Source organism: Mycobacterium sp. 852014-52450_SCH5900713, from assembly GCF_001667075.1.
GTDB lineage: Bacteria > Actinomycetota > Actinomycetes > Mycobacteriales > Mycobacteriaceae > Mycobacterium.
In genome coordinates this window covers 116,103-133,937 of record NZ_LZIL01000005.1, presented here as the reverse complement: position 1 = coordinate 133,937, position 17,835 = coordinate 116,103, and the positions used below count along the sequence as shown (strand labels likewise).

Here is a 17,835-nt window from a genome sequence, read left to right as displayed (position 1 = left end):
ACCAAGGGCAACCACCATGAGCTTTCATCGTCGGACCGCGCGCCCGGGCTGTCACGGCGGCCCACAGGGTCGTTCCGAAGCGACAACATGACATGCAAGCCGTGACCGCACGTCCGACTTCTGGTCTGCTCGGCGCGGCTGTCGTTGCAGCGTGGGCGTCGCTGACCGCCGCCTCGTCCCTGCCATCTGCCACCGCGGCTCCCTGCTCCGACGTCGACGTGGTGTTCGCCCGGGGCACCACCGAGCCCCCTGGCGTCGGGGGGGTCGGACAGTCATTTGTTGATTCGCTGCGTTCGCGAGTAGGACGCAGGACTGTCAGCGTCTATCCGGTCAACTACCCCGCCACCAACAATTTCCGTAGCTCCATCGCTGCCGGTGCCAATGACGCGAGCGCTCATGTCCAGTCCATGGCGGCAAACTGTCCCAACACCAGGGTGGTCCTCGGTGGATACTCCCAAGGTGCGGCCGTGGTCGACGTCATCACCACGCAGATGCCACCCGATGTCGCCAATCATGTCGCCGCCGTCGCTGTCTTCGGAAATCCGTCGGCATCGGGCACATTCGCGCGGACGCTGGCGGCCGGCTCGCTTCCCACCATTGGCCCGCTATACGCCGCGAAAACGATTGACATGTGTATGCCCGGGGATCCGATTTGCACGCGCGGTGTGAGCATGGCACCGCATGGTCAGTACATTCAGTCGGGAATGACAAACCAGGCGGCGACGTTCGCCGCGGGCCGGTTGTAGCGTCAGACGACGGCGATCTCACGTTGTGCACGCCCGACACCGGATCACCAGAACGTGTATCAGGTGAGCGAGTAAGGAGCTCTCATGACATACCGCCGTCTTGCTTGGGCGCTCGGCGCGGTGGTGGCGGCCGCCACCATCCCCGTCCAGGCCCACGGTGAGCCGCCGACGAAGTGTCTGACCAACACTCCCAAGGGCAAGCAGGTCTACGTGCCCTGCGATCTGCTCAATGCCGGCGCCAACTTCCCGCCGGGGCAGCGTTGTCCTCCACCGCTCGAGCAGTACCCGAAAGATGTGGCGGACTGGTGTGGCGAAGGCCCAGGCCTTGCGAGTACAACGCCTACGACTCCTACGACTCCTACGACTCCTACGACTCCGACAAGTCCCACGAGCCCGACCAGCCCGACCAGCCCGACGAGCCCGACGAAGCCCACGAGTTCTACCAGCCCGACGAGCACTACGAGCCCCGTGAGCCCGACGAGTTCCGCGACCCCGATGAAGACGGCGGGCCCGGCTCCGGGCAATACCGAGTGACGAGGCGTTAGCCCGCCGGCGCGGTGACGACGATCGATTCCTGCCCGATTTTCCAGGCCGTCATGAACGTGGCGATGCTGACCTTCGTGTCGGCGTGATCGGCGTAGGGATCGTTGAGGTGGACGACTTCCTTGTTGGTATCAATCCCGGTGACCACCAGCAAATGATCGGCCGACGTGCGCTGGTCGTTGGAGTTCAGGATGGTTCCGGAGTTGACCCATGCGATGACCTTGCGGTTCGCGCTCAGGTACTGCTCCAGCGAGGACAGGCCCACCTCTTCGGGGTGCTTGTCATAGGTCATGTGCGATTTGATGCCGTAGTGGTCGAGCAGCACCACCGTGTCGGCCATGTCGATGCCACCGTTCGGGCCGTCGTGAGCCGGGTCGCCGGTGGGCGCGTAAATCGGGCCGTTGCGGGTGGACGAGGGCGTGTGCTGTGCCAGCTTGATGATTTGCTGCTCGGTCGGGGAGTGACCGGTGACTTCCCCGACCACGTCGGCCACGGAAGCCAGCCCGCAGTTGTCCTCGTAGGACTGCTGCTGCCAGAACTCGGCTGCCGCGTCCGGGTCGCCATACACGCCACTAGCAATCGTTTTGACCGGTGCTGCTGTCGGCCGTCGGTCGTCGGCCCTGCTGGCGCCTACGGTAGCTGAGGTCACCGCCGCACGCATCGGCGGTGACGCCGCGCTGCACCCAGATAGTGTCCATATGCTGGCTATACCGAGGCAGGCGACCGCTAGAGCGGTGGGCAGAGCGGCCGCTTTCCGAAAGTCGACCATGTTGCCTCGCAAATACCAGTCGGGCTATCGATTGATCAGCAACGTAGCATGCCCAGCAAACACGCGTAGGCCAATTGGGCGCAATCCCAGTAGGCGTGACCGGCGGTTGCCGCGCAGGCCTACCCGGCGCCGATCAGTTGCCCGCCTCGATTGCGGCGACGCGTGCGGCCGCGTCGGATCCGCAGAAGCGCTGGAGGTCCACTCCGCCCGCGGCCAGCAGATCGTCGATGCGGCGTTTCAGGTCGCCCGAGGAGAGGTGGGCGTACAGGTTTCCACCCGGGCAAGACGTCTGGGCCAGGTCCCGATGGCCCGCCAACGTGGCGCTCGCTACACGAAAATTCTGGGCGGCCCATGCGAACGCGCGAGCCGCTCCCTGAAGCTGGGCCTCTGGGACGGGCTCTTGATCGAAGTCTCCTTCGCAGAGGACCAGGAAGTGGCCCGTTGTGTCGTAGTCCGTCGCGGTGTCGCCCGCGATCTCGGTGCTCCGGAGTTCGTAGATGTTGCCGTTGCGGTCGACGCCGACGTGGTAGGCGATGTCGATCCACCCGTGCTGATCCTGGTGGTACCGCTGATCCTGCCGGAGGTGCGCTGGGGCATTGCGGTTGTCGCCAAGGACGACAGCCTCGTGGTGCAGGGTCATCCGCGTGATGGTGTGGCGCTTCCCTCCAGAGCGCGCCGGTCGAGCGCCCCAGGCGTCTCGGCATAGCAACAATGCCGAAGTGGTCGCGGTCAGGCTGACGCTGGTCGTCGACGTCGCGGAAGGAGGTGGGGCCGAAGGTCGCTTGCCGCCGACCAGGGACCCCAGCCCCACGCTGCCGGCCACCCCCAAAAGCTGGCGACGGCTGACAACGGCCGGCGATTCCTGGGGCCGGCCGGGCGCAGGCTCGCACACCGCCCTCACGATACGGGCGTGATGCGGGGGCGCGGGACGCGTTTCGTCGTCCTCTCTTGACGCCGCCGAGATCCGAAAACAAGATCGCAGGTAACGAGATGAGCTCCACCATGAATCGACCGGCCGCCGCGGGCTTCCGCGGTGCGATGCGAACCGCCGTCGCCGCCGGAGCCGCCTTCCTCGCGATAGCCACGGCTTGCTCGAGGGGCGATCCGGGACGCCCGGTGTTGGGCGCCAGCACGCCCGCCCCCAGACCGGACGTCGCCACGGTCGTCAAACCGCCCGACCCGGTTCCCGCAGTTGATTTCGCGAAGGTCTCCAAGCTGATCAACGATGCGATTGCGGCGAACAAGCTGCCGGGCGCGGTGGTTGTCATTGGGCACGGTGGCAAGGTCGCGTTCCACCATGCCTACGGTTCGCGCAAGCTTGCCGGCGAACCCGGGCTGGACGGCTTGCCTGCCCCCGCGGAGCCGATGACCGAGGACACGATCTTCGACCTCGCGTCGTTAACGAAGAGCCTCGCAACGGCGACAGCCGTCATGCAGCTCTACGAGCAGGGCAAGGTTGCATTCGACGATCTGGTGCAGCAGTACCTCCCCGAGTTCAACACCGCAAACGATCCGCGCCGCGCGGCAGTGACCGTCCGGATGCTGCTTACGCACACCTCCGGCGAAACGGGGGACGTCAACCTCGGAGACCCGTGGGGACTGGACCACGCCGACAAACGCGAGGGGATTCATCGTGCGCTCGCCACGCCGCTGGAGTCCGCTCCCGGTGGCGGATTCCGCTACTCCGATATCAACTTCATCCTGCTTGGCGCGCTGATCGAAAAGGTTACCGGTGAGGCCCTGGACGCATACGTTCAGCGGCACGTGTTCGAGCCGCTTGGCATGGAAGACACCCACTACCTTCCCCCGGCGCAAGCGTGCGGTTCGCACACGACGTTGGGAGCCGCGACCGCCTGGGCTCCTGCGCCGCAAGGCCGCACGCCGGACGCCTGCCCCGCGGGTACATGGAGCACCGGTCTCTTGCCGCGCATCGCACCGACAGCACGTGACGAAGAGGGCCGAGCCGACCCGGTTAAGAATCCCGATCTCGATCACCTGCTTCGGGGCACCGTGCAGGACACGACGGCTCGTCGCATGGGCGGAGTGGCCGGGCACGCCGGCGTGTTCTCGACCGCCCACGATGTCAGCATGTTTTCGCAGGCATTACTGGACCGGCTCGCGGGCCGTCCCAGCCAATTCCCCTTGGCGCAAACAACTCTCGAGCTGATGACGAGTCCGCAGCAGCCGGGCCATACGCCTGCGCAACTCAAGGCGGCCAACGATGCGGCCCAAGAAGCCGTCGCAAAGCGGCCGAACAAAACAGATCCGCTGCTCGCTCCGCGCTATCCCGCGATCGCGGGCCAGAACCTGCGCGGCTTTGGCTGGGACATAGATACGGGCCAGTCCACGCCGCGAGGCGCGATCTTCCCCATCGGTAGCTTCGGCCACACCGGCTTCACCGGTACCTCGGTCTGGATGGACCCGCGCTCAGATACGTACGTCGTTCTGCTCTCGAACTCGATTCACACCCGGGGCAGTCCACCGATGTCGAATCTGCGAGGTGAGGTCGCAACCGCGACGGCACAGGCGCTGCGTCTTTAGGGCCGCTCGAAGTGTTGATAGTCGAGGGGGCCGGTCCACTCGCCACCCCACCGCCAGCCACGATCTGTGAAGGCGCGCACGGCTGGGTCGCCGTTGTGTAAGAGTCCCGGGTCGCTGCGGCTGCGGTCCAGGTAGGCGGCCGCGTTTCGCGGTTCGAAATACCCGCTCGCGTAAAGGCAGGGGTTGATGAGCGGATTGAGGTCGATAGCCCGACCGTAGGCGTGCGGAGACCACTCGTTGGTTCCAGGGATGCGTCGGCAGTTGAACGCCGAAGTGTTGTTGTCCTCCATGGATGACTCGTCGTCGGCACCCGGGTAGTGGTCGACCGTGCGGATCTTCTCGACCGGGTAACCAAGCCGGTGTAGCCGCTCGAAGATCGCGATGACCGCCGGCGCCAGGTCTTGCTGCACGATCAGCTCACCGCGGTGCACCTGGCCGTCGAAACCGATGTGGTCGACGTTGACCCGTCGCAGCTGCTCCGGCTCGACTGGACAACCCGGCCGCCAGCTTTCGCCGAGTTCGGCGGCGGTGACCGGCTCCACGCTGTCACCTGGAGGTGCCGGCGGCGCACTGGGCGACGCGGCCGATGGCGACGGTGTCGCAGGCCCTGAGGGTGTCGCCGCCGGCGGTGGCTGCGCCGCGGTGCACTGCACCAGCACAAGACACCCGGCGAGCATTCCGGCCACCGCGGCACGCCGCCGCTCGAAGGGCGTCAACTGGGATGAGTCCTCACCGCTCGCTCCACTGAGAATGGTTGGTCAGACTGCCAGTGTCTATCGCGCCACGATCACCGGAATCTTGGCCCGGTTGACCACCGACGCACCGACCGAGCCCAGCACCCTGCCGGCTAATGCGCCCCGGCCGTGGCTGCCGACCACCAGCAGTTGCGCCTTTTCGGATGCCTCGAGCAGCCAGCGCACCGGCTCGCCAATCTCGATCCTGCGATGGACCTCCACGTCGGGATAGAGGTCATGCCAACCCGCCAGCCGTTCGGCCAGCACCTCTTCCTCCTCGGACAGCTGGGCGTCCCAACTGGCGTCCTGGTACACCGTTCTGGACGTGGACGCCCGGGGATCAGCCCAGGCGTGTAAAGCCGTTAGGCCTACCTGCCGTCGTGATGCTTGCTCGAACGCGATCGCGGTCGCTGCTTCCGAGGCCGGCGAGCCGTCGATGCCGACCAGCACCGGCGCCTCCGCCTTGCCGACCTGCGCTTGCTCGTCGGGGATCACGGCGACTGGGCAGTGCGCGTGGTAAACCAATCCCGAACTCACCGAGCCAAGCGAGCTGCGGGCCAAGGCACCGCCATGTCCCCGATCGCCCACCACGACCATCTCCAGCTCTTTGGAGAGGGCGACCAGCGTCGGGACGGCGGTTGAACAAAGCACCTTGCTGTCGATCTTCACCGGGCCGCGCTCACCAGCGCTCTCCTCGGCGACCTTGATCGCCGATTTGATGAGTCCGCGTGCCCGCTGCCCGTGCCGTGGCCTGAAGTGCGTCCGCGCGGTGACCTGGAACCACCCCGGCAAGGGGGCGTCGACGACATGCACCAGGGTCAGCGGCGCTTTCCGCAGCGCGGCATCACGGGCCGCCCACCGGACGGCGCCCAGTGCCGCTGCCGAGCCGTCAACGCCTACCAAGATCGCGCCACGTGGTGGCTCCCACATTTCAGCTCGTTTCTGATCGGTGCCCCCCGGCAGGATCATTCATGGCGGCCGGGATTGTCAGGGCCGAAGCGATGCAAGCCGAAGGACCAAAGGCACCGATGAAGCGCGGGTTGATACCCTTCAAACGCAGGCCGCCACACATTCGGGCAGTACCTCTCTGGAGGCTTTGATGCGCAGGAGCGCGCCATGACCGATGCCGCCTGGACCCTCTATGCCGAGCAGATGGACGACGTCGACGGCTGGTTCTTTGAGGCCGATGTCTCACTATTCAGCAAGCTGCTCGCTTGCCAGACGGCCGAAGGCATCAAGGGCGACATGTTGGAGATCGGCACCTATCAAGGCAAGTCCGCAATCCTGATGGGTTACGGCCTCCGCGACGATGAAGAACTGGTGATCTGCGACTTGTTCGACGCCGTAATGGATCACGCGGACATGTCGCGGATCCCACGCCAGCAGTATTCGGGCCTGGACCAGAAGCAGTTCTTGGCCAACTGGGACCGTTTCCACCCTCGCCGGCCAACGCTCGAAGTCTGCGAATCATCAGAGCTCAATCTTGGCGAACGGGTACTCCGCTTCATCCACGTCGACGGTTGTCACAGCTACCGGTGCGTCGCCAACGACATCAATCTTGCCGTGACTCACACGGCCAAGCGAGGCGTGATTGCGATCGACGACTATCGCGGCGTCGAAACTCCCGGGGTAGCCGCGGCTGTTTGGCAGGCTGTCGGCAATGGCTTCTTGTTCCCCTTCGCGGCGACGTTCATGAAGATCTACGCCTGCACATCGGCCGCTGATCAGAGTTACTGGTTGGAGCGGGTCCGGGATTGTGCTGACATCTGCGCCTTGCCCGACTTTGACTTGCCGTCGTATCGCAGCGTCTCGGCTACGCAACTCGCCGCTCGATCGCCAAGGGATGACAGGCATTCCGCCGAATAGTCCAACCATGCTCTGCGCATAGCGGAGCAGTCGGGTCAATGCCTACGAGCTAGTCAGAACCGTTGGGCTGACCGACTTCTCATCGAGGTGCCTGAGTAGTGGGCACCGGTCGGTTCGCGGTCCGCGGCATTTGCCGATCAGCCAACGTGCCGACACGGACGGCATCTTCCAAGAGATCGGCCGCGGTGGCGGCGCTTTCCGCGGGCGTCGCCATCTGGGCGGCGACCTCACGGGTTCGAGTGACGCAGCGCGGAGTGAGGATGGACCGCAAATCCGCAATCAGCGAATCGAGGGTGGTTTCGATGAAGCGCCGTCCGATGCCGACTTCGAGTTGGTTGACCGCGGCTGCCCACATCGGTTGATCGACCGATACGGCAAGGGCCAGCGTGGGGATTCCGGCCCGGATGCCTGCGAACGTGGTGCCCGGGCCACCGTGGTGGACGACCGCGCGGCAAGCGGGAAACACGGTTGCGTGGTTCACCGCGTTCACAATCTTTACCTGGTCGGAATCCGGAAGGCCGGCTAGGTCACTCACGCCGCTGCAAATCAATGCCCGTTCGCCTAGCTGTGCACAAGCCGCAGTGATCATGGCGATCACATCGCGGGGCGATGCGACTCGTGCGCTGCTGCCAAATCCGAAATAGATCGGCGGCGTTCCGGCGGTAATCCACGACGAGACGTCGTCGTCGACGTCCGTTGGCAGCTCCAGGGTCAGCCCGCCAACGAAAGGCCGCCGGAAGCCGTGATCCGCCCATGCGGCTGCCATTCCGGGAAAGAAGAGTTCGTCGTAGGCCTGGATTTCCAGCGGTTGTCGCGTCGGCGGTCCCGTTTCCTCTGGCAGGCCCAATTCACGGCGCAGGGCGTCTTCAGCGTCTTTGGTTATCTGCGAATGCGCATTATCTGTGATCGGGTAGATGTGCACGGCAGCTTGCGGAATGTCGTAGTAATCCGCAACATTGGCGGCCAGCCCCTGCTGGCTTGCGTCCGTCAATAGCAGATCGGCCCCGTCGGCCAGTGACGTGAGCGCCGTACCCAGCTCCGGCCAGAGTTTGGTGATTCCCTGGAAAATCTCCCACGCCATGAGCATAGGACTCGGCGTCGTGCCGTATTTGAGTTCGATTTCGGCGTTCTGCCGGTCCTGGTCGGGACCGTGTGCGACCGCGGCAAGACCCGCCGACTCGATGAAGCCAATGTAGTTCGGTGGAACCGCCATTTGGACGTCGTGGCCCCTAAGCTGCAGTTCCCGACCGATGGCGGCGCATGGCTCGATATCACCCCGAGTTCCCAAGGTTGCCAATACAAATCTCATCGCCGGAGCCCATCGCCGTGCGCCCAGGGACACCGGAAACGAACGGCGGCAACGGGATAACGGCGGCTGTCATGGGCTTGATCAGCCATCACCCTCCCCTTCGTTGATCGTGGTCGGCGGGGGTGGTCCGTTGCGCGTGGGGCTCCCTGATGCTAACGCCATCGACCCAGCAGCCTGAACGGCCATGAGGTTGGTGATAGACAAGACCGCTGGCGTCAATGATCACGGCGCTCCCCAGGAGCTACCTCCACGATTCCCCTGAAGTATTCGATAGTTCGCGCGACGCCATCTCCAAAAGGGACTCGTGGACGCCAGGCGAGCCTGGATTCGGCAAGACTGATATCCGGTTGGCGCCTCTTGGGGTCGTCCGGCGGCAGGGGCCTGAACACGGTTTCCGACGCCGACCCGGTCATCTCGCCGATAATGCTCGCTGTTTCGAGGACGGTGAGTTCGGTCGGACTGCCGAGATTGACGGGCCCCGTAAACGAGGGTTCGCTCGCGGCCATCCTCACAAGACCCTCGATGAGATCGTCGACATAGCAGAAAGAGCGGGTCTGGCTGCCATCCCCGAAGACGGTGATCGGTTCTCCCCGCAGCGCCTGGACGATGAACGAGGGGATGATTCGGCCGTCCTCCACGTCCATCCTCGGGCCGTAGGTATTGAAGATGCGGACGACTTTTATCCGCACGCCGTAGCGGCGGGCGTACTCGAGCATCAGCGTCTCCGAGACCCGCTTGCCTTCTTCGTAACAGCTCCGCGTGCCGAAGCAGTTGACGTTGCCCCAGTAGCTCTCGACTTGAGGATGGATGACGGGATCGCCGTAGACCTCGCTGGTGGAAGCTTGGAGAATCGTCGCCCGCTCCTCGCGTGCCAGTTCCAGAAGGTTCCTCGTACCGAGGTAGTTGGTCTCCAGGGTGAACAGGGGATCCCGCTGGTAGGCGCGCGGCGACCCGGGGCAGGCCATGTTGAAGATGAGATCCAGCGGGCGAGCGGCAGCCGGGTCTACCGGTCGGGTTATGTCGTGCTCGAAAAAAGAAAAGCCCGGGTCTCCCTCGAACTGCCTGATGTTGTCGCGCCCACCGGTGCAGAAGTTGTCGAGCCCGACAACCTCGATGCCGTCGCGGCGAAGACGGTCGCAGAGATGAGACCCCAAGAACCCGGCGGCGCCCGCAACGAGGGCTCTCACTTTTCGTTCTCCTAGTTTCGGCCAGTAGCTCAGACGGATCGCATGACCCGTTTGACGCGTCGGGAGACGGCCGTCGTCGGCTTACCGTATTGCCTGATCGAACGTCGGGTTCCCGGCAATCGTAGGGCGAGACCTAGTCAGATCGCACATCTCGATCGGCCAACGACGCCGAGGCCCTACCATTGGTGGGTGGGGTCATTGCTTTTTCGGCCTCCTGGTCATCGAGGCGCCTAATCCGAGGAGAAGTGTCCGTGCAGCAGTCGCTTTCACCCCTGTCCGTCACCAGAAAGCTGCTTCTCGGCCTGGCGTTCGTCATCGCGTTGATCGCTCCGGCTGCCCTGCCGGGCGCGTTCGCGACGGCGAACGCCGACCCGATCGGCTTCCCGCCGGATTGGCCCTTCTACGAGATGCAAACCGAACAGACCATGTGCAATGCCATGGCGCAGGGCTGGTCGCGCGCGCAGATCGTCGGCGCGATGCAACAGGCGAACAACCAGAGTGTGACCGGGCTGAACCCCGATCAAGCCGCCAAGCGCGCCAACATGTGGGTCGACCTGGGACGAATCAAGTACTGCCCCGGCGCGGTCGCCAACTGATCCCTAGCCGTCGTCCAGCGGTCGAACGCGGCGCGCCCATGATCTGGCCCGTTTGCGCGGAGGCGTAGCCATTTCCCGCAACGGCGGGGTAAAAGATCATGGGTGACTCTTAGGGGTGTCAAACCCGTTGGCATCCGGAGGTTTTCGAGCGCCGCGCCGACCTTCCTTGCCGGCGGTGCAACCCCTAGCAGAGGGCGGCGGAAAACCACCCGCCCGCCACCAGGGCGATGACGAGCGCGGCGGTGGTGTGCCCCGTCGACGCGGCGACGACGATGCCTGTGATCGCCGCGATGAGGGCCATGACCACGAATACGGCCAGCAGTATCCGGTGCGAATGGATCGCTCCGCTGGGACGCGGCGCGACGACAACGTGCTTGCTCGAGCCATGGGCTGCGGCCATTCAAGCTCCTACCGAGTTGTGACCTGGAATACACCGTCAGCATAAATGTGCGGTGAGTCACAAACAAATTCCCGCGCTGCGCCGCTGCACGCGTTCGCGCGGAGCCCAGTTAGCCATGCGGACGTCCCGGGTATCCGCACGGTCATGGGGTGGGTGGAATCGCACGCGGTCGCAATCTTTTCGGCATTGCTCTCGGCGTTCTGGGCCGCGGTGGGCATCGTCGTTCGGCAGCGAGCCGCCCAGGACGTTCCGGCCGATGAGGGCATGTCGGGAACGATGGTGACGACCCTGGCGACGCGACCGCTGTGGTGGGCGGGCACCGTCGCCGCCGTCGCCGGCTACGTGTTTCAGGCCGTGGCGCTGGCGCACGGATCCCTGCTGCTCATCCAGCCGCTGCTGGTCTCGTCGCTGTTGTTCGCGTTGCCCTTGAGCGCGCGGCTCTGCCACCAGCGCATCAGTGCAGTCCAGTGGGGCTGGGCGACGCTGTTGACGGGCGCACTGACGGTCTTCGTGCTTGTCGGCCAGCCGCGCGAAGGCCGTGTCCGCCCTGCGGTCCCGGCGTGGACACTGGCGTTGTTGGTGATGGTGCCGTTGCTGGTGGTGTGTGTGACGGCGGCCGGCCGCGCCGCTGGTCGTGTGCGCGCCATGCTGCTGGGCGTGGCCGTGGCGGTCCTGCTCGGCATGATCGCCGTCCTGACGAAGATCTGCACGCACCGCTACGCCGCCGGCGGCTGGCACGCGCTCCTCACCGTCCCCGCTCCGTACCTGTTGGTCGGCCTGGCGGTCGCGGTGACGCTGGTGCAGAACTCGGCCTTTCATGCCGGCGCGTTGCAGGCGTCGGTCCCGATCATGTTGGTCGGCGAGCCGGTTGTCGCGGTCGTGCTCGGCGTTGGCGTGCTGGGTGAGCACCTGGCCGTGGGCCGCTCGGCGGCGCTGGCGTTGGCAGTGGCCGTATGGGGCATGGTGGCCGCCGCTGTCGCGCTGAGCCGCAGCCAGGCGATCGAAGTGGGCAGCCCGCAACAGCCCACGCCCGGTCGACGCCGCGCGGTTGGCGGGTGTCAGCGGAAGACGCGAGTAGGACCTACGAATCGGCTTCCAACAGCCGGAGCGGGTGCAGGCCGTCGACCGCGCCGACGAACGGCGGGTGGATGCTGTAGCCGAGCATGCGGCGAATGTCGTCGGATACCGAGCGGGCGATGTCGCGCGATATCGACAACGTGAAGGCTTCCATCGGCCGCAGCCACGGTTGGCAGTACTGGGCGGTGACGGCAAGGCGGTCGTGGCCGGTGTTGTTGGCGCCCCCGCCGTGCCACAGGGTGCCCACGAAGAAGACGCACGAGCCGGCGGGCATGACGACCGGCATGGCCTGATCGTCGGGACCCGGCCGGCGCTTGCCCCAGCGGTGGCTGCCGGGGTAGAGGACGGTGGCCCCATTGTCGGCGGTGAAGTCGTCGATGGCCCAGATCGTCGCCGCCGCCAAGGGTTCTCGCGGCCGCGGGACCGGGTAGAACCCGTCGTCGTGGTGAGCCAGCTGGGCGGCCTCTCCGGGCTGAATGTTGATGGCCTGCAACGCCGAAAGCAGGTAGTTGGGCATCAGCAGCCGATCGAGCACCGCAAGTACCCGAGGATGGTCGACGACGCCGTCGCATACCCGCGTCCGGCTCAGCAGGCTGTAGATGCGCTGGGTGCGCCGCCCCTCGAACGAGTTGCGTCCGGTGTGCCCGAGCCACGGGCGTACGACCTCGCGGATCTGCTGGCACTGCTCCGGTGTGAGCAGGTCCTTCCAAATGACGTAGCCGTCGCGGTCGAGGGCCGCCATGTCGGCGTTGACGACCGCGCTGTCGACGGAGCTTCCACCGCTCGCCGTTCGCTTGTACCGCTGCGCCAGATCGCCCCTGAGGTCTTCCAGCGTCGTGACGGACTCTTCGTCGATGTTCATTGGCACTTGTCCTTCATCCCGCCAACCACACTAAGCCGAGTTCGCGGGGGCCGACAGGACAATTCGCGTCATCTGTACAAGGATGAAGCGGTGCGGATGCTTCTCGTGCTTGCGAGCTTCGCCGCCGCCATTGGCGCGGCCGCGCCCGCGCACGCCGACCCGGCCGGCAACCCCGATGCGAATTTCTTGTCGGCCCTCGATCAGGCCGGCGTTCCCTACAAGAACGGGGCCGTTGCCATTCAGGTCGGCAAGAAGGCCTGCGAGCTGATGGACCAGGGTCACTCCAAAGCCGCGGTCATCCAGAGTGTGTCCTCGGAAAACGCGGGATTCACCGTGTCGGAAGCTACGAGTTTCGCGACCAGTGCGGTGAATGCCTTCTGCCCCCAACACATTGGGGAACCAAACACCGAGCCACCGCCACGTCCGACCGACACCGGGATGATCCCCTGGATTCCGTTCCCGCCGCCGGGGGCCGCTTAGAAAACCCGCCGGCGCTGGCGTGCCTGCGCCCCACCAACCAAGATGTACCTGATGTGGCCCGACTGGTGGATGGTTGCGTTGGGCATCCTGGTTGCGTTCGCGGTGATCTGGCTGATCCTCGCTGTCACCTTCTGGCTGATGCGACCCGAGGCCAAAATGCAGGACCTCGTGCGCCTCCTGCCCGACGTGCTCCGCCTGCTGAAACGGCTCGCCGCCGATACCGAGCTGCCGCGGCGGATCCGGGTTGCGTTGGTCGCACTGATCGCCTTTGTCGTGTCGCCCATCGACCTGATACCCGACGCCATCCCGGTCATCGGATTCGCCGACGACGTGATCATCGTCGGTCTGGTGCTGCGCTGGATCAGCCGCACGGCGGGACCCGGTGTGCTTGCCAGGCACTGGCCGGGGACGCCCGACGGCCTCGCCACCCTGTGCAAGCTGTGCGGGCTGCCCGACCCCGCGCTGGACTGACCGGACCGGAACCTAGGAGCGTGCGGTGATGGACGTAATTCGGCGCACCATGCGCTACCAGGTCAGGGTCGGCGCACTGATCGAGCTGGCGTTGTGGCTGGCGATCCCATACCTGTGTATCGGGTTCGTGTGGACCCTTTTTCACGCCGACGAGGCTCGACTGATCCAGACTCGGGTGGAGGCCGTCTTCCCCACCGGAGCCGACGCCGTGGCATTCGGCCTGACCACGGCGTTGTGGCCGGCCTCCATACAAATCGCCCACGCGTGCCCCGCGCCTTGACGGGCTTCTGGGGCGAAGCCGTGCGCGGGAGCGCGTTTTGCTCCTAGGCTGCCGAGCATGTCAATCGACCGAGCGGCACTTCTCGCGGGCAGCATCCGACTCACCTCCGGCGTCTGGTTCCTCGTCGACCCCTTGACCGCGAACCGGTTCTGGGGAGATCCCGGCGAGCCGGCGCCGACGGCGCGACTGTTGTTGCGATCCATGGGATATCGCGACGCCTTGATCGGTGGCATGCTCGCGATGGCGGCGTCGCGCGGCAAGAACACCCGCGGCTGGTTCCTGGCATCCGGCGGTGCCGACGCGGCCGACCTGCTCGGCGGCATCAGCGTCCATGACGAGCTGAAGCCCTCGCAACGGATCATCGGCTTGGGCGGCGCCGTCATCGGCATCGGTGTGGGGCTCTGGGGCGCGGCCCGACCGCAGTCACGCGTTCGCCGGAACGCGCCCGATGCGGTTGACTGAGACCATGGGCGTAGGCGTACTGACATTCGTAACCGATGAGGGCATTGGCCCGATGGAGCTGGGGCAGGCGCTCGAGCAGCGTGGATTCGAGTCGCTGTTCCTCGCCGAGCACACCCACATTCCGGCGGGCGACGTAACCCCGTACCCGGCCGGCGGTCCCATCCCGCCGAAGTACTACCGCACCCTGGATCCGTTTGTGGCGTTGACCGCCGCGGCCGCCGTCACCGAGCGGCTGGTCCTGGGCACCGGCATCGCGCTGGTGCCCCAGCGCGATCCGATTCACACGGCCAAAGAAGTGGCGTCGCTGGATCTGGTGTCGCGAGGACGGTTCCGATTCGGTGTCGGTGTGGGCTGGTTGCGCGAAGAGATCGCCAACCACGGCGTCGATCCCGGGGTCCGAGGACGAGTGGTTGACGAACGACTGGACGCGATGGTCGAGATTTGGACGCACGAAAAAGCGGAATTTCACGGCGAATTCGTAAACTTCGACCCGATCTACAGTTGGCCCAAGCCGGTGCAGAAGCCCTACCCGCCGCTGTACTTCGGCGGCGGACCCGCGGGGTTCAAACGCATCGCCAGGCTGCATGCCGGCTGGCTGTCGATGACACCATCGGCGCAGGTTTTGGCGCCGCAATTGGAGCAACTGCGCGACATGGCCGGTCGGGACGTGCCGGTGATCAGCTTTCACGGCGGCGCGCCGACGGCGGAAGAGCTTGAGGGCTACCGCGCTCTCGGGTTGCAGCACCTGCTGGTTGAACTGCCCACCGAGCCTCGCGACGAAACCCTTCTCCGCCTCGATGAGCTGCAGGCTGAATTCGCGAAACTCACGTAACGCTAAGTGCCGCAGAACGTTTGATACTTACCGAAGTCCTCGGGGGCCGGATTGGCGTAACGTTCCAGCCCCACTCGCTCTTCATAGGGTGCGGTGACCGCGGTGAGGAGCTGGTCAAGTGGACCGAGGTCGCCCGCCGTGGCGGCCGCCAGGGCTTCCTCGACCAGATGGTTGCGCGGAATGTAGATCGGGTTGACCCGATCCATGGCGTCGGCGTCGGGGCGCAGGGTGTGCCACCGCGACAGCCACGCGTCGAACCCGGCGAGGTCGATGAACAAGCCGCGCGCGGGTTCGGCATCGCCTCGTGCCGCGCGGCCGAGGTGGCGGAAGAACGAGGTGTAGTCGACGTGGCTGGCCTTGAGCAGGGCGAGCAACTCGTCGCAAAGCGCCTTCAGCTCTTGGGCGTCGACGTCCGCGGACAAACCCAATTTGGCACGCATTCCGGACGACCACACGGCGTCGTATTCGCGCTGGAAGACCCCGAACGAATTCTCCACGAGCGCGACCCCCTCCTCGACATCGTCGGACACCAGCGGGAGCAGCGTCTCGGCGAATCGGGCGAGATTCCAGCCGGCGACGAGGGGCTGGTTGCCGTACGCGTAGCGCCCCCAGAAGTCGATCGAGCTGAAGACGGTGTCGGGGTCGTAGGCGTCCATGAAGGCGCACGGTCCGTAGTCGATCGTTTCGCCGGAGATCGTCATGTTGTCGGTATTCATCACCCCGTGGACGAATCCGGCCAGCATCCAGCGCGCGATGAGCGCTGCCTGCACGGCGACCACCCCTTCGAACAACGCGAGGTAGGGGCGTTCGGCGTCCGCGGCGCCGGGGTAGTGGCGGGCGATCGCATGGTCGGCGAGGCGGCGCAGCAGGTCGGCGTCACCGGTGGACGCGGCGAACTGAAAGCTGCCCACCCGCAGGTGGCTGCTGGCCACGCGGGCCAGCACGGCCCCGGGCAGCTCCGCCTCACGCAGCACCGGGCGGCCGGTCCCCACGACGGCCAGCGATCGCGTCGTCGGCACCCCGAGCGCATGCATCGCCTCGCTGACGATGTACTCGCGCAGCATGGGCCCAACGGCCGCCAGGCCGTCCCCGCCGCGGGCGAACGGCGTCGGCCCCGAGCCTTTCAGGTGGATGTCGCGCAGCCGCCCGTCGCCGTCGACGAGCTCGCCGAGCAGCAGCGCGCGTCCGTCACCAAGCCGGGGGACGAAGCCGCCGAACTGATGCCCTGCATAGGCCTGGGCCACCGGAACGGCGGTGCTGGGGACCAGGTCGCCCACCAAGAAGCGCATCCCATCCGGACTTCGCAGCCAGCCGGCGTCCAGGCCGAGTTCGGCGGCAAGCCGCTCGTTGAGGGCAAGCAGCCGCAAGTCGGCGGGCGCCTCAGCTTTCCAGCGGACGGCCATCTCCGGCAATTCGCGGAAAAACCGGTCCTGTAGAGCGACGGTCATATCCGGGGCGACACTCACCTCAACAAGCCTACGGAAGTCCTACGAGCCCAGGGCCTGTCCGATGAGGTCGCGGGCGCGGTCGAGCATCGACGCGAACGGGCCCAGAGCGAAGTTCAGCTTGGCCGATTCCACGCCGGGATGCGGGTGGGTAGGCGCGATGGCCTGGGCCGCCCGCACCGCCGCACCCATCCGCTTGAGGTCGGCGTCGTCGACCTCGCGTTGCAGCACGGGGAACTCTTCGCTCTCCTCCTGCTTGGCGTGGTCGAGCACGGCCTCCCGGAGCTTGGTGACCTCGTCGATGAACTCCTTCGAGGTGACGTCGAGCTTCTCGATGCTCGACAGCAGCTCTTTGGCGTCGTGCTCCTCCTTGAGCCGGGCGTCGACGATCTCGTCACCGGCGTCGGCCTCGCGGCGCACGCGCGGGTGCACCACCATTTCTTCGGCTGTCTCGTGGACGGCCAGCAGCTGACGCAGCGTCGAGAACGGCTTCTCGCGCGCCTGCGGATCTGACGCGTGCAGCACCTCGTCGAACATGTCCTCGATGAGGTTGTGCTGCGCTTTCAGAAATGCGACGACTTCGTCGGGCGATTGGACAATCATGTCGGCCATCGCCATACCTCGCTGTTCTCTCGGGGAATTGGGACTCGCACTATGGGCTGTGTGCGGCTTGACGAGGCATACCCGCTGTACAAACCCCTAAACGAGGCCTCGCGGGCGCGGGCGGAATCGTTTGAAGCACAAGCAATTTCTGTTCGGGCGCCGAGCCAGATCCCCGCCAGGCGCGGCGCCTGACGGGGATCTGAAGCCGAGCGGAGGAACTAGACGCGACGGTCGCCGGTGGCGGCTGGTCCGACGCCGGTGCCGGTGACGGCGTCCTTGCGGCGCTTCAGTCCGGCGAGTCCGCCCAAGCCGAGGAGGCCGAGCAGGCCCCACAGCCCGGTGTTGTCGTTGTGTTGGCCGTTGTTGTTGTTGTCGTTGTCCGCCAACGTCGTTGTGGTGGACGTCGGTGCGGGAGTGGTTGAGCTGGCGGCGTTGGCGACGCCTGCCCCACCGAACAACAGCGCCCCGGTGGCCGAAACGATCGCAATGGTCCTACGCATGTGTACTCCTAGCGGGTTTGCCTCGGTCGAAGCCCTGAAGGGTGCCGAGACACATTTGAAGGACCAGGGTGCTCTAGTCCTCGCGGAAAGCGACGCTCCACCGAAGCGGCGGCGTGGCAAAGCATGGCTACC

The 17,835-nt window shown here is 65.8% G+C and carries 20 protein-coding genes and 2 pseudogenes; 11 read left to right on the top strand and 11 right to left on the bottom strand.

Annotation, left to right across the window (positions count from 1 at the left end; all coding sequences use genetic code 11):
• Positions 1-101: 101 nt before the first annotated feature.
• Complete coding sequence (locus A5773_RS01535) at positions 102-746, top strand: cutinase family protein (protein ID WP_066952637.1); 645 nt, start codon at positions 102-104, stop codon at positions 744-746.
• 305 nt (positions 747-1,051) lie between these two features.
• On the top strand, positions 1,052-1,291 hold the full coding sequence (locus tag A5773_RS25880) for a hypothetical protein (protein ID WP_067265760.1): 240 nt from the start codon (positions 1,052-1,054) through the stop codon (positions 1,289-1,291).
• On the opposite strand, the gene A5773_RS01525 is transcribed toward A5773_RS25880, so the two are convergent.
• Together A5773_RS01525 and A5773_RS01520 are read right to left on the bottom strand one after the other, a co-directional pair.
• A complete protein-coding gene (locus A5773_RS01525) occupies positions 1,288-1,857 on the bottom strand; it encodes a C39 family peptidase (RefSeq protein ID WP_231989278.1) in 570 nt (189 codons plus the stop codon). The two genes, A5773_RS25880 and A5773_RS01525, sit on opposite strands and share 4 nt — an antisense overlap.
• 334 nt (positions 1,858-2,191) lie before the next feature.
• A complete protein-coding gene (locus A5773_RS01520) occupies positions 2,192-2,767 on the bottom strand; it encodes an N-acetylmuramoyl-L-alanine amidase (RefSeq protein ID WP_255377445.1) in 576 nt (191 codons plus the stop codon).
• A gap of 281 nt (positions 2,768-3,048) precedes the next feature.
• Between A5773_RS01520 and A5773_RS01515 the strand changes: the two genes are divergently transcribed.
• Positions 3,049-4,599 (top strand): serine hydrolase, encoded by a 1,551-nt coding sequence (locus A5773_RS01515; protein WP_231989279.1) that lies wholly within the window; start codon positions 3,049-3,051, stop codon positions 4,597-4,599.
• On the opposite strand, the gene A5773_RS01510 is transcribed toward A5773_RS01515, so the two are convergent.
• Both A5773_RS01510 and A5773_RS01505 read right to left on the bottom strand, forming a co-directional pair.
• The gene (locus A5773_RS01510; protein WP_082948036.1) at positions 4,596-5,276 is read right to left on the bottom strand and encodes a M15 family metallopeptidase; all 681 of its coding nucleotides are present in this window, start codon (positions 5,274-5,276) and stop codon (positions 4,596-4,598) included. The two genes, A5773_RS01515 and A5773_RS01510, sit on opposite strands and share 4 nt — an antisense overlap.
• Positions 5,277-5,372: 96 nt before the next feature.
• Complete coding sequence (locus A5773_RS01505) at positions 5,373-6,263, bottom strand: universal stress protein (RefSeq protein ID WP_067789129.1); 891 nt, start codon at positions 6,261-6,263, stop codon at positions 5,373-5,375.
• A 186-nt stretch (positions 6,264-6,449) separates the two neighbouring features.
• On the opposite strand from A5773_RS01505, the pseudogene A5773_RS01500 reads away from it, so the two are divergent.
• A pseudogene (locus tag A5773_RS01500) lies at positions 6,450-7,221 on the top strand (class I SAM-dependent methyltransferase).
• 57 nt (positions 7,222-7,278) lie between these two features.
• On the opposite strand, the gene A5773_RS01495 reads toward A5773_RS01500, so the two are convergent.
• Both A5773_RS01495 and A5773_RS01490 read right to left on the bottom strand, forming a co-directional pair.
• On the bottom strand, positions 7,279-8,508 hold the full coding sequence (locus A5773_RS01495) for a glycosyltransferase (protein WP_082948035.1): 1,230 nt from the start codon (positions 8,506-8,508) through the stop codon (positions 7,279-7,281).
• 215 nt (positions 8,509-8,723) lie between these two features.
• Complete coding sequence (locus A5773_RS01490; RefSeq protein WP_066952208.1) at positions 8,724-9,695, bottom strand: UDP-glucuronic acid decarboxylase family protein; 972 nt, start codon at positions 9,693-9,695, stop codon at positions 8,724-8,726.
• Positions 9,696-9,946: 251 nt separating this feature from the next.
• Here A5773_RS01490 and A5773_RS01485 point away from each other — a divergent pair, with 251 nt between their 5' ends.
• Positions 9,947-10,291 (top strand): hypothetical protein, encoded by a 345-nt coding sequence (locus A5773_RS01485; protein ID WP_231989280.1) that lies wholly within the window; start codon positions 9,947-9,949, stop codon positions 10,289-10,291.
• A 184-nt stretch (positions 10,292-10,475) separates the two neighbouring features.
• Here A5773_RS01485 and A5773_RS01480 read toward each other — a convergent pair whose 3' ends face one another.
• Positions 10,476-10,691 (bottom strand): hypothetical protein, encoded by a 216-nt coding sequence (locus A5773_RS01480; RefSeq protein ID WP_066952210.1) that lies wholly within the window; start codon positions 10,689-10,691, stop codon positions 10,476-10,478.
• 45 nt (positions 10,692-10,736) lie between these two features.
• On the opposite strand from A5773_RS01480, the pseudogene A5773_RS25310 reads away from it, so the two are divergent.
• A pseudogene (locus tag A5773_RS25310) lies at positions 10,737-11,630 on the top strand (DMT family transporter); the annotation flags it as partial.
• A gap of 142 nt (positions 11,631-11,772) precedes the next feature.
• Here A5773_RS25310 and A5773_RS01470 read toward each other — a convergent pair.
• Positions 11,773-12,630, bottom strand: a complete 858-nt coding sequence (locus A5773_RS01470) for a phytanoyl-CoA dioxygenase family protein (protein WP_066952214.1) — start codon at positions 12,628-12,630, stop codon at positions 11,773-11,775.
• 96 nt (positions 12,631-12,726) lie between these two features.
• Between A5773_RS01470 and A5773_RS01465 the strand changes: the two genes are divergently transcribed.
• From A5773_RS01465 to A5773_RS01445, 5 genes are read left to right on the top strand one after another with little or no spacing between them, the layout of a single operon-like run.
• Positions 12,727-13,110, top strand: a complete 384-nt coding sequence (locus tag A5773_RS01465; RefSeq protein ID WP_082948034.1) for a DUF732 domain-containing protein — start codon at positions 12,727-12,729, stop codon at positions 13,108-13,110.
• A 51-nt stretch (positions 13,111-13,161) separates the two neighbouring features.
• Positions 13,162-13,581, top strand: coding sequence for a YkvA family protein (locus A5773_RS01460; protein ID WP_066952643.1), 420 nt, complete (start codon positions 13,162-13,164; stop codon positions 13,579-13,581).
• A gap of 28 nt (positions 13,582-13,609) precedes the next feature.
• Positions 13,610-13,861 carry a hypothetical protein gene (locus tag A5773_RS01455; protein ID WP_066952218.1) on the top strand — a complete coding sequence of 84 codons (252 nt, stop codon included), beginning with the start codon at positions 13,610-13,612 and terminating at the stop codon, positions 13,859-13,861.
• Between the two features lie 57 nt (positions 13,862-13,918).
• Positions 13,919-14,323 (top strand): DUF4267 domain-containing protein, encoded by a 405-nt coding sequence (locus A5773_RS01450; RefSeq protein ID WP_066952220.1) that lies wholly within the window; start codon positions 13,919-13,921, stop codon positions 14,321-14,323.
• A 4-nt stretch (positions 14,324-14,327) separates the two neighbouring features.
• The gene (locus tag A5773_RS01445) at positions 14,328-15,155 is read left to right on the top strand and encodes an LLM class F420-dependent oxidoreductase (protein ID WP_066952222.1); all 828 of its coding nucleotides are present in this window, start codon (positions 14,328-14,330) and stop codon (positions 15,153-15,155) included.
• A 2-nt stretch (positions 15,156-15,157) separates the two neighbouring features.
• Here the strand turns inward: A5773_RS01445 and A5773_RS01440 are convergent, their stop codons facing one another.
• The 3 genes from A5773_RS01440 to A5773_RS01430 all read right to left on the bottom strand — a co-directional run bounded on the left by A5773_RS01440 (position 15,158) and on the right by A5773_RS01430 (position 17,703).
• Positions 15,158-16,603 carry a YdiU family protein gene (locus A5773_RS01440; protein WP_197507837.1) on the bottom strand — a complete coding sequence of 482 codons (1,446 nt, stop codon included), beginning with the start codon at positions 16,601-16,603 and terminating at the stop codon, positions 15,158-15,160.
• A gap of 39 nt (positions 16,604-16,642) precedes the next feature.
• Positions 16,643-17,212, bottom strand: a complete 570-nt coding sequence (locus A5773_RS01435) for a hemerythrin domain-containing protein (RefSeq protein WP_066952645.1) — start codon at positions 17,210-17,212, stop codon at positions 16,643-16,645.
• A gap of 209 nt (positions 17,213-17,421) precedes the next feature.
• Entirely contained in the window at positions 17,422-17,703 is a 282-nt protein-coding gene (locus tag A5773_RS01430) for a WGxxGxxG family protein (RefSeq protein WP_066952226.1), read from the bottom strand.
• Between the last annotated feature and the right edge of the window lie 132 nt (positions 17,704-17,835).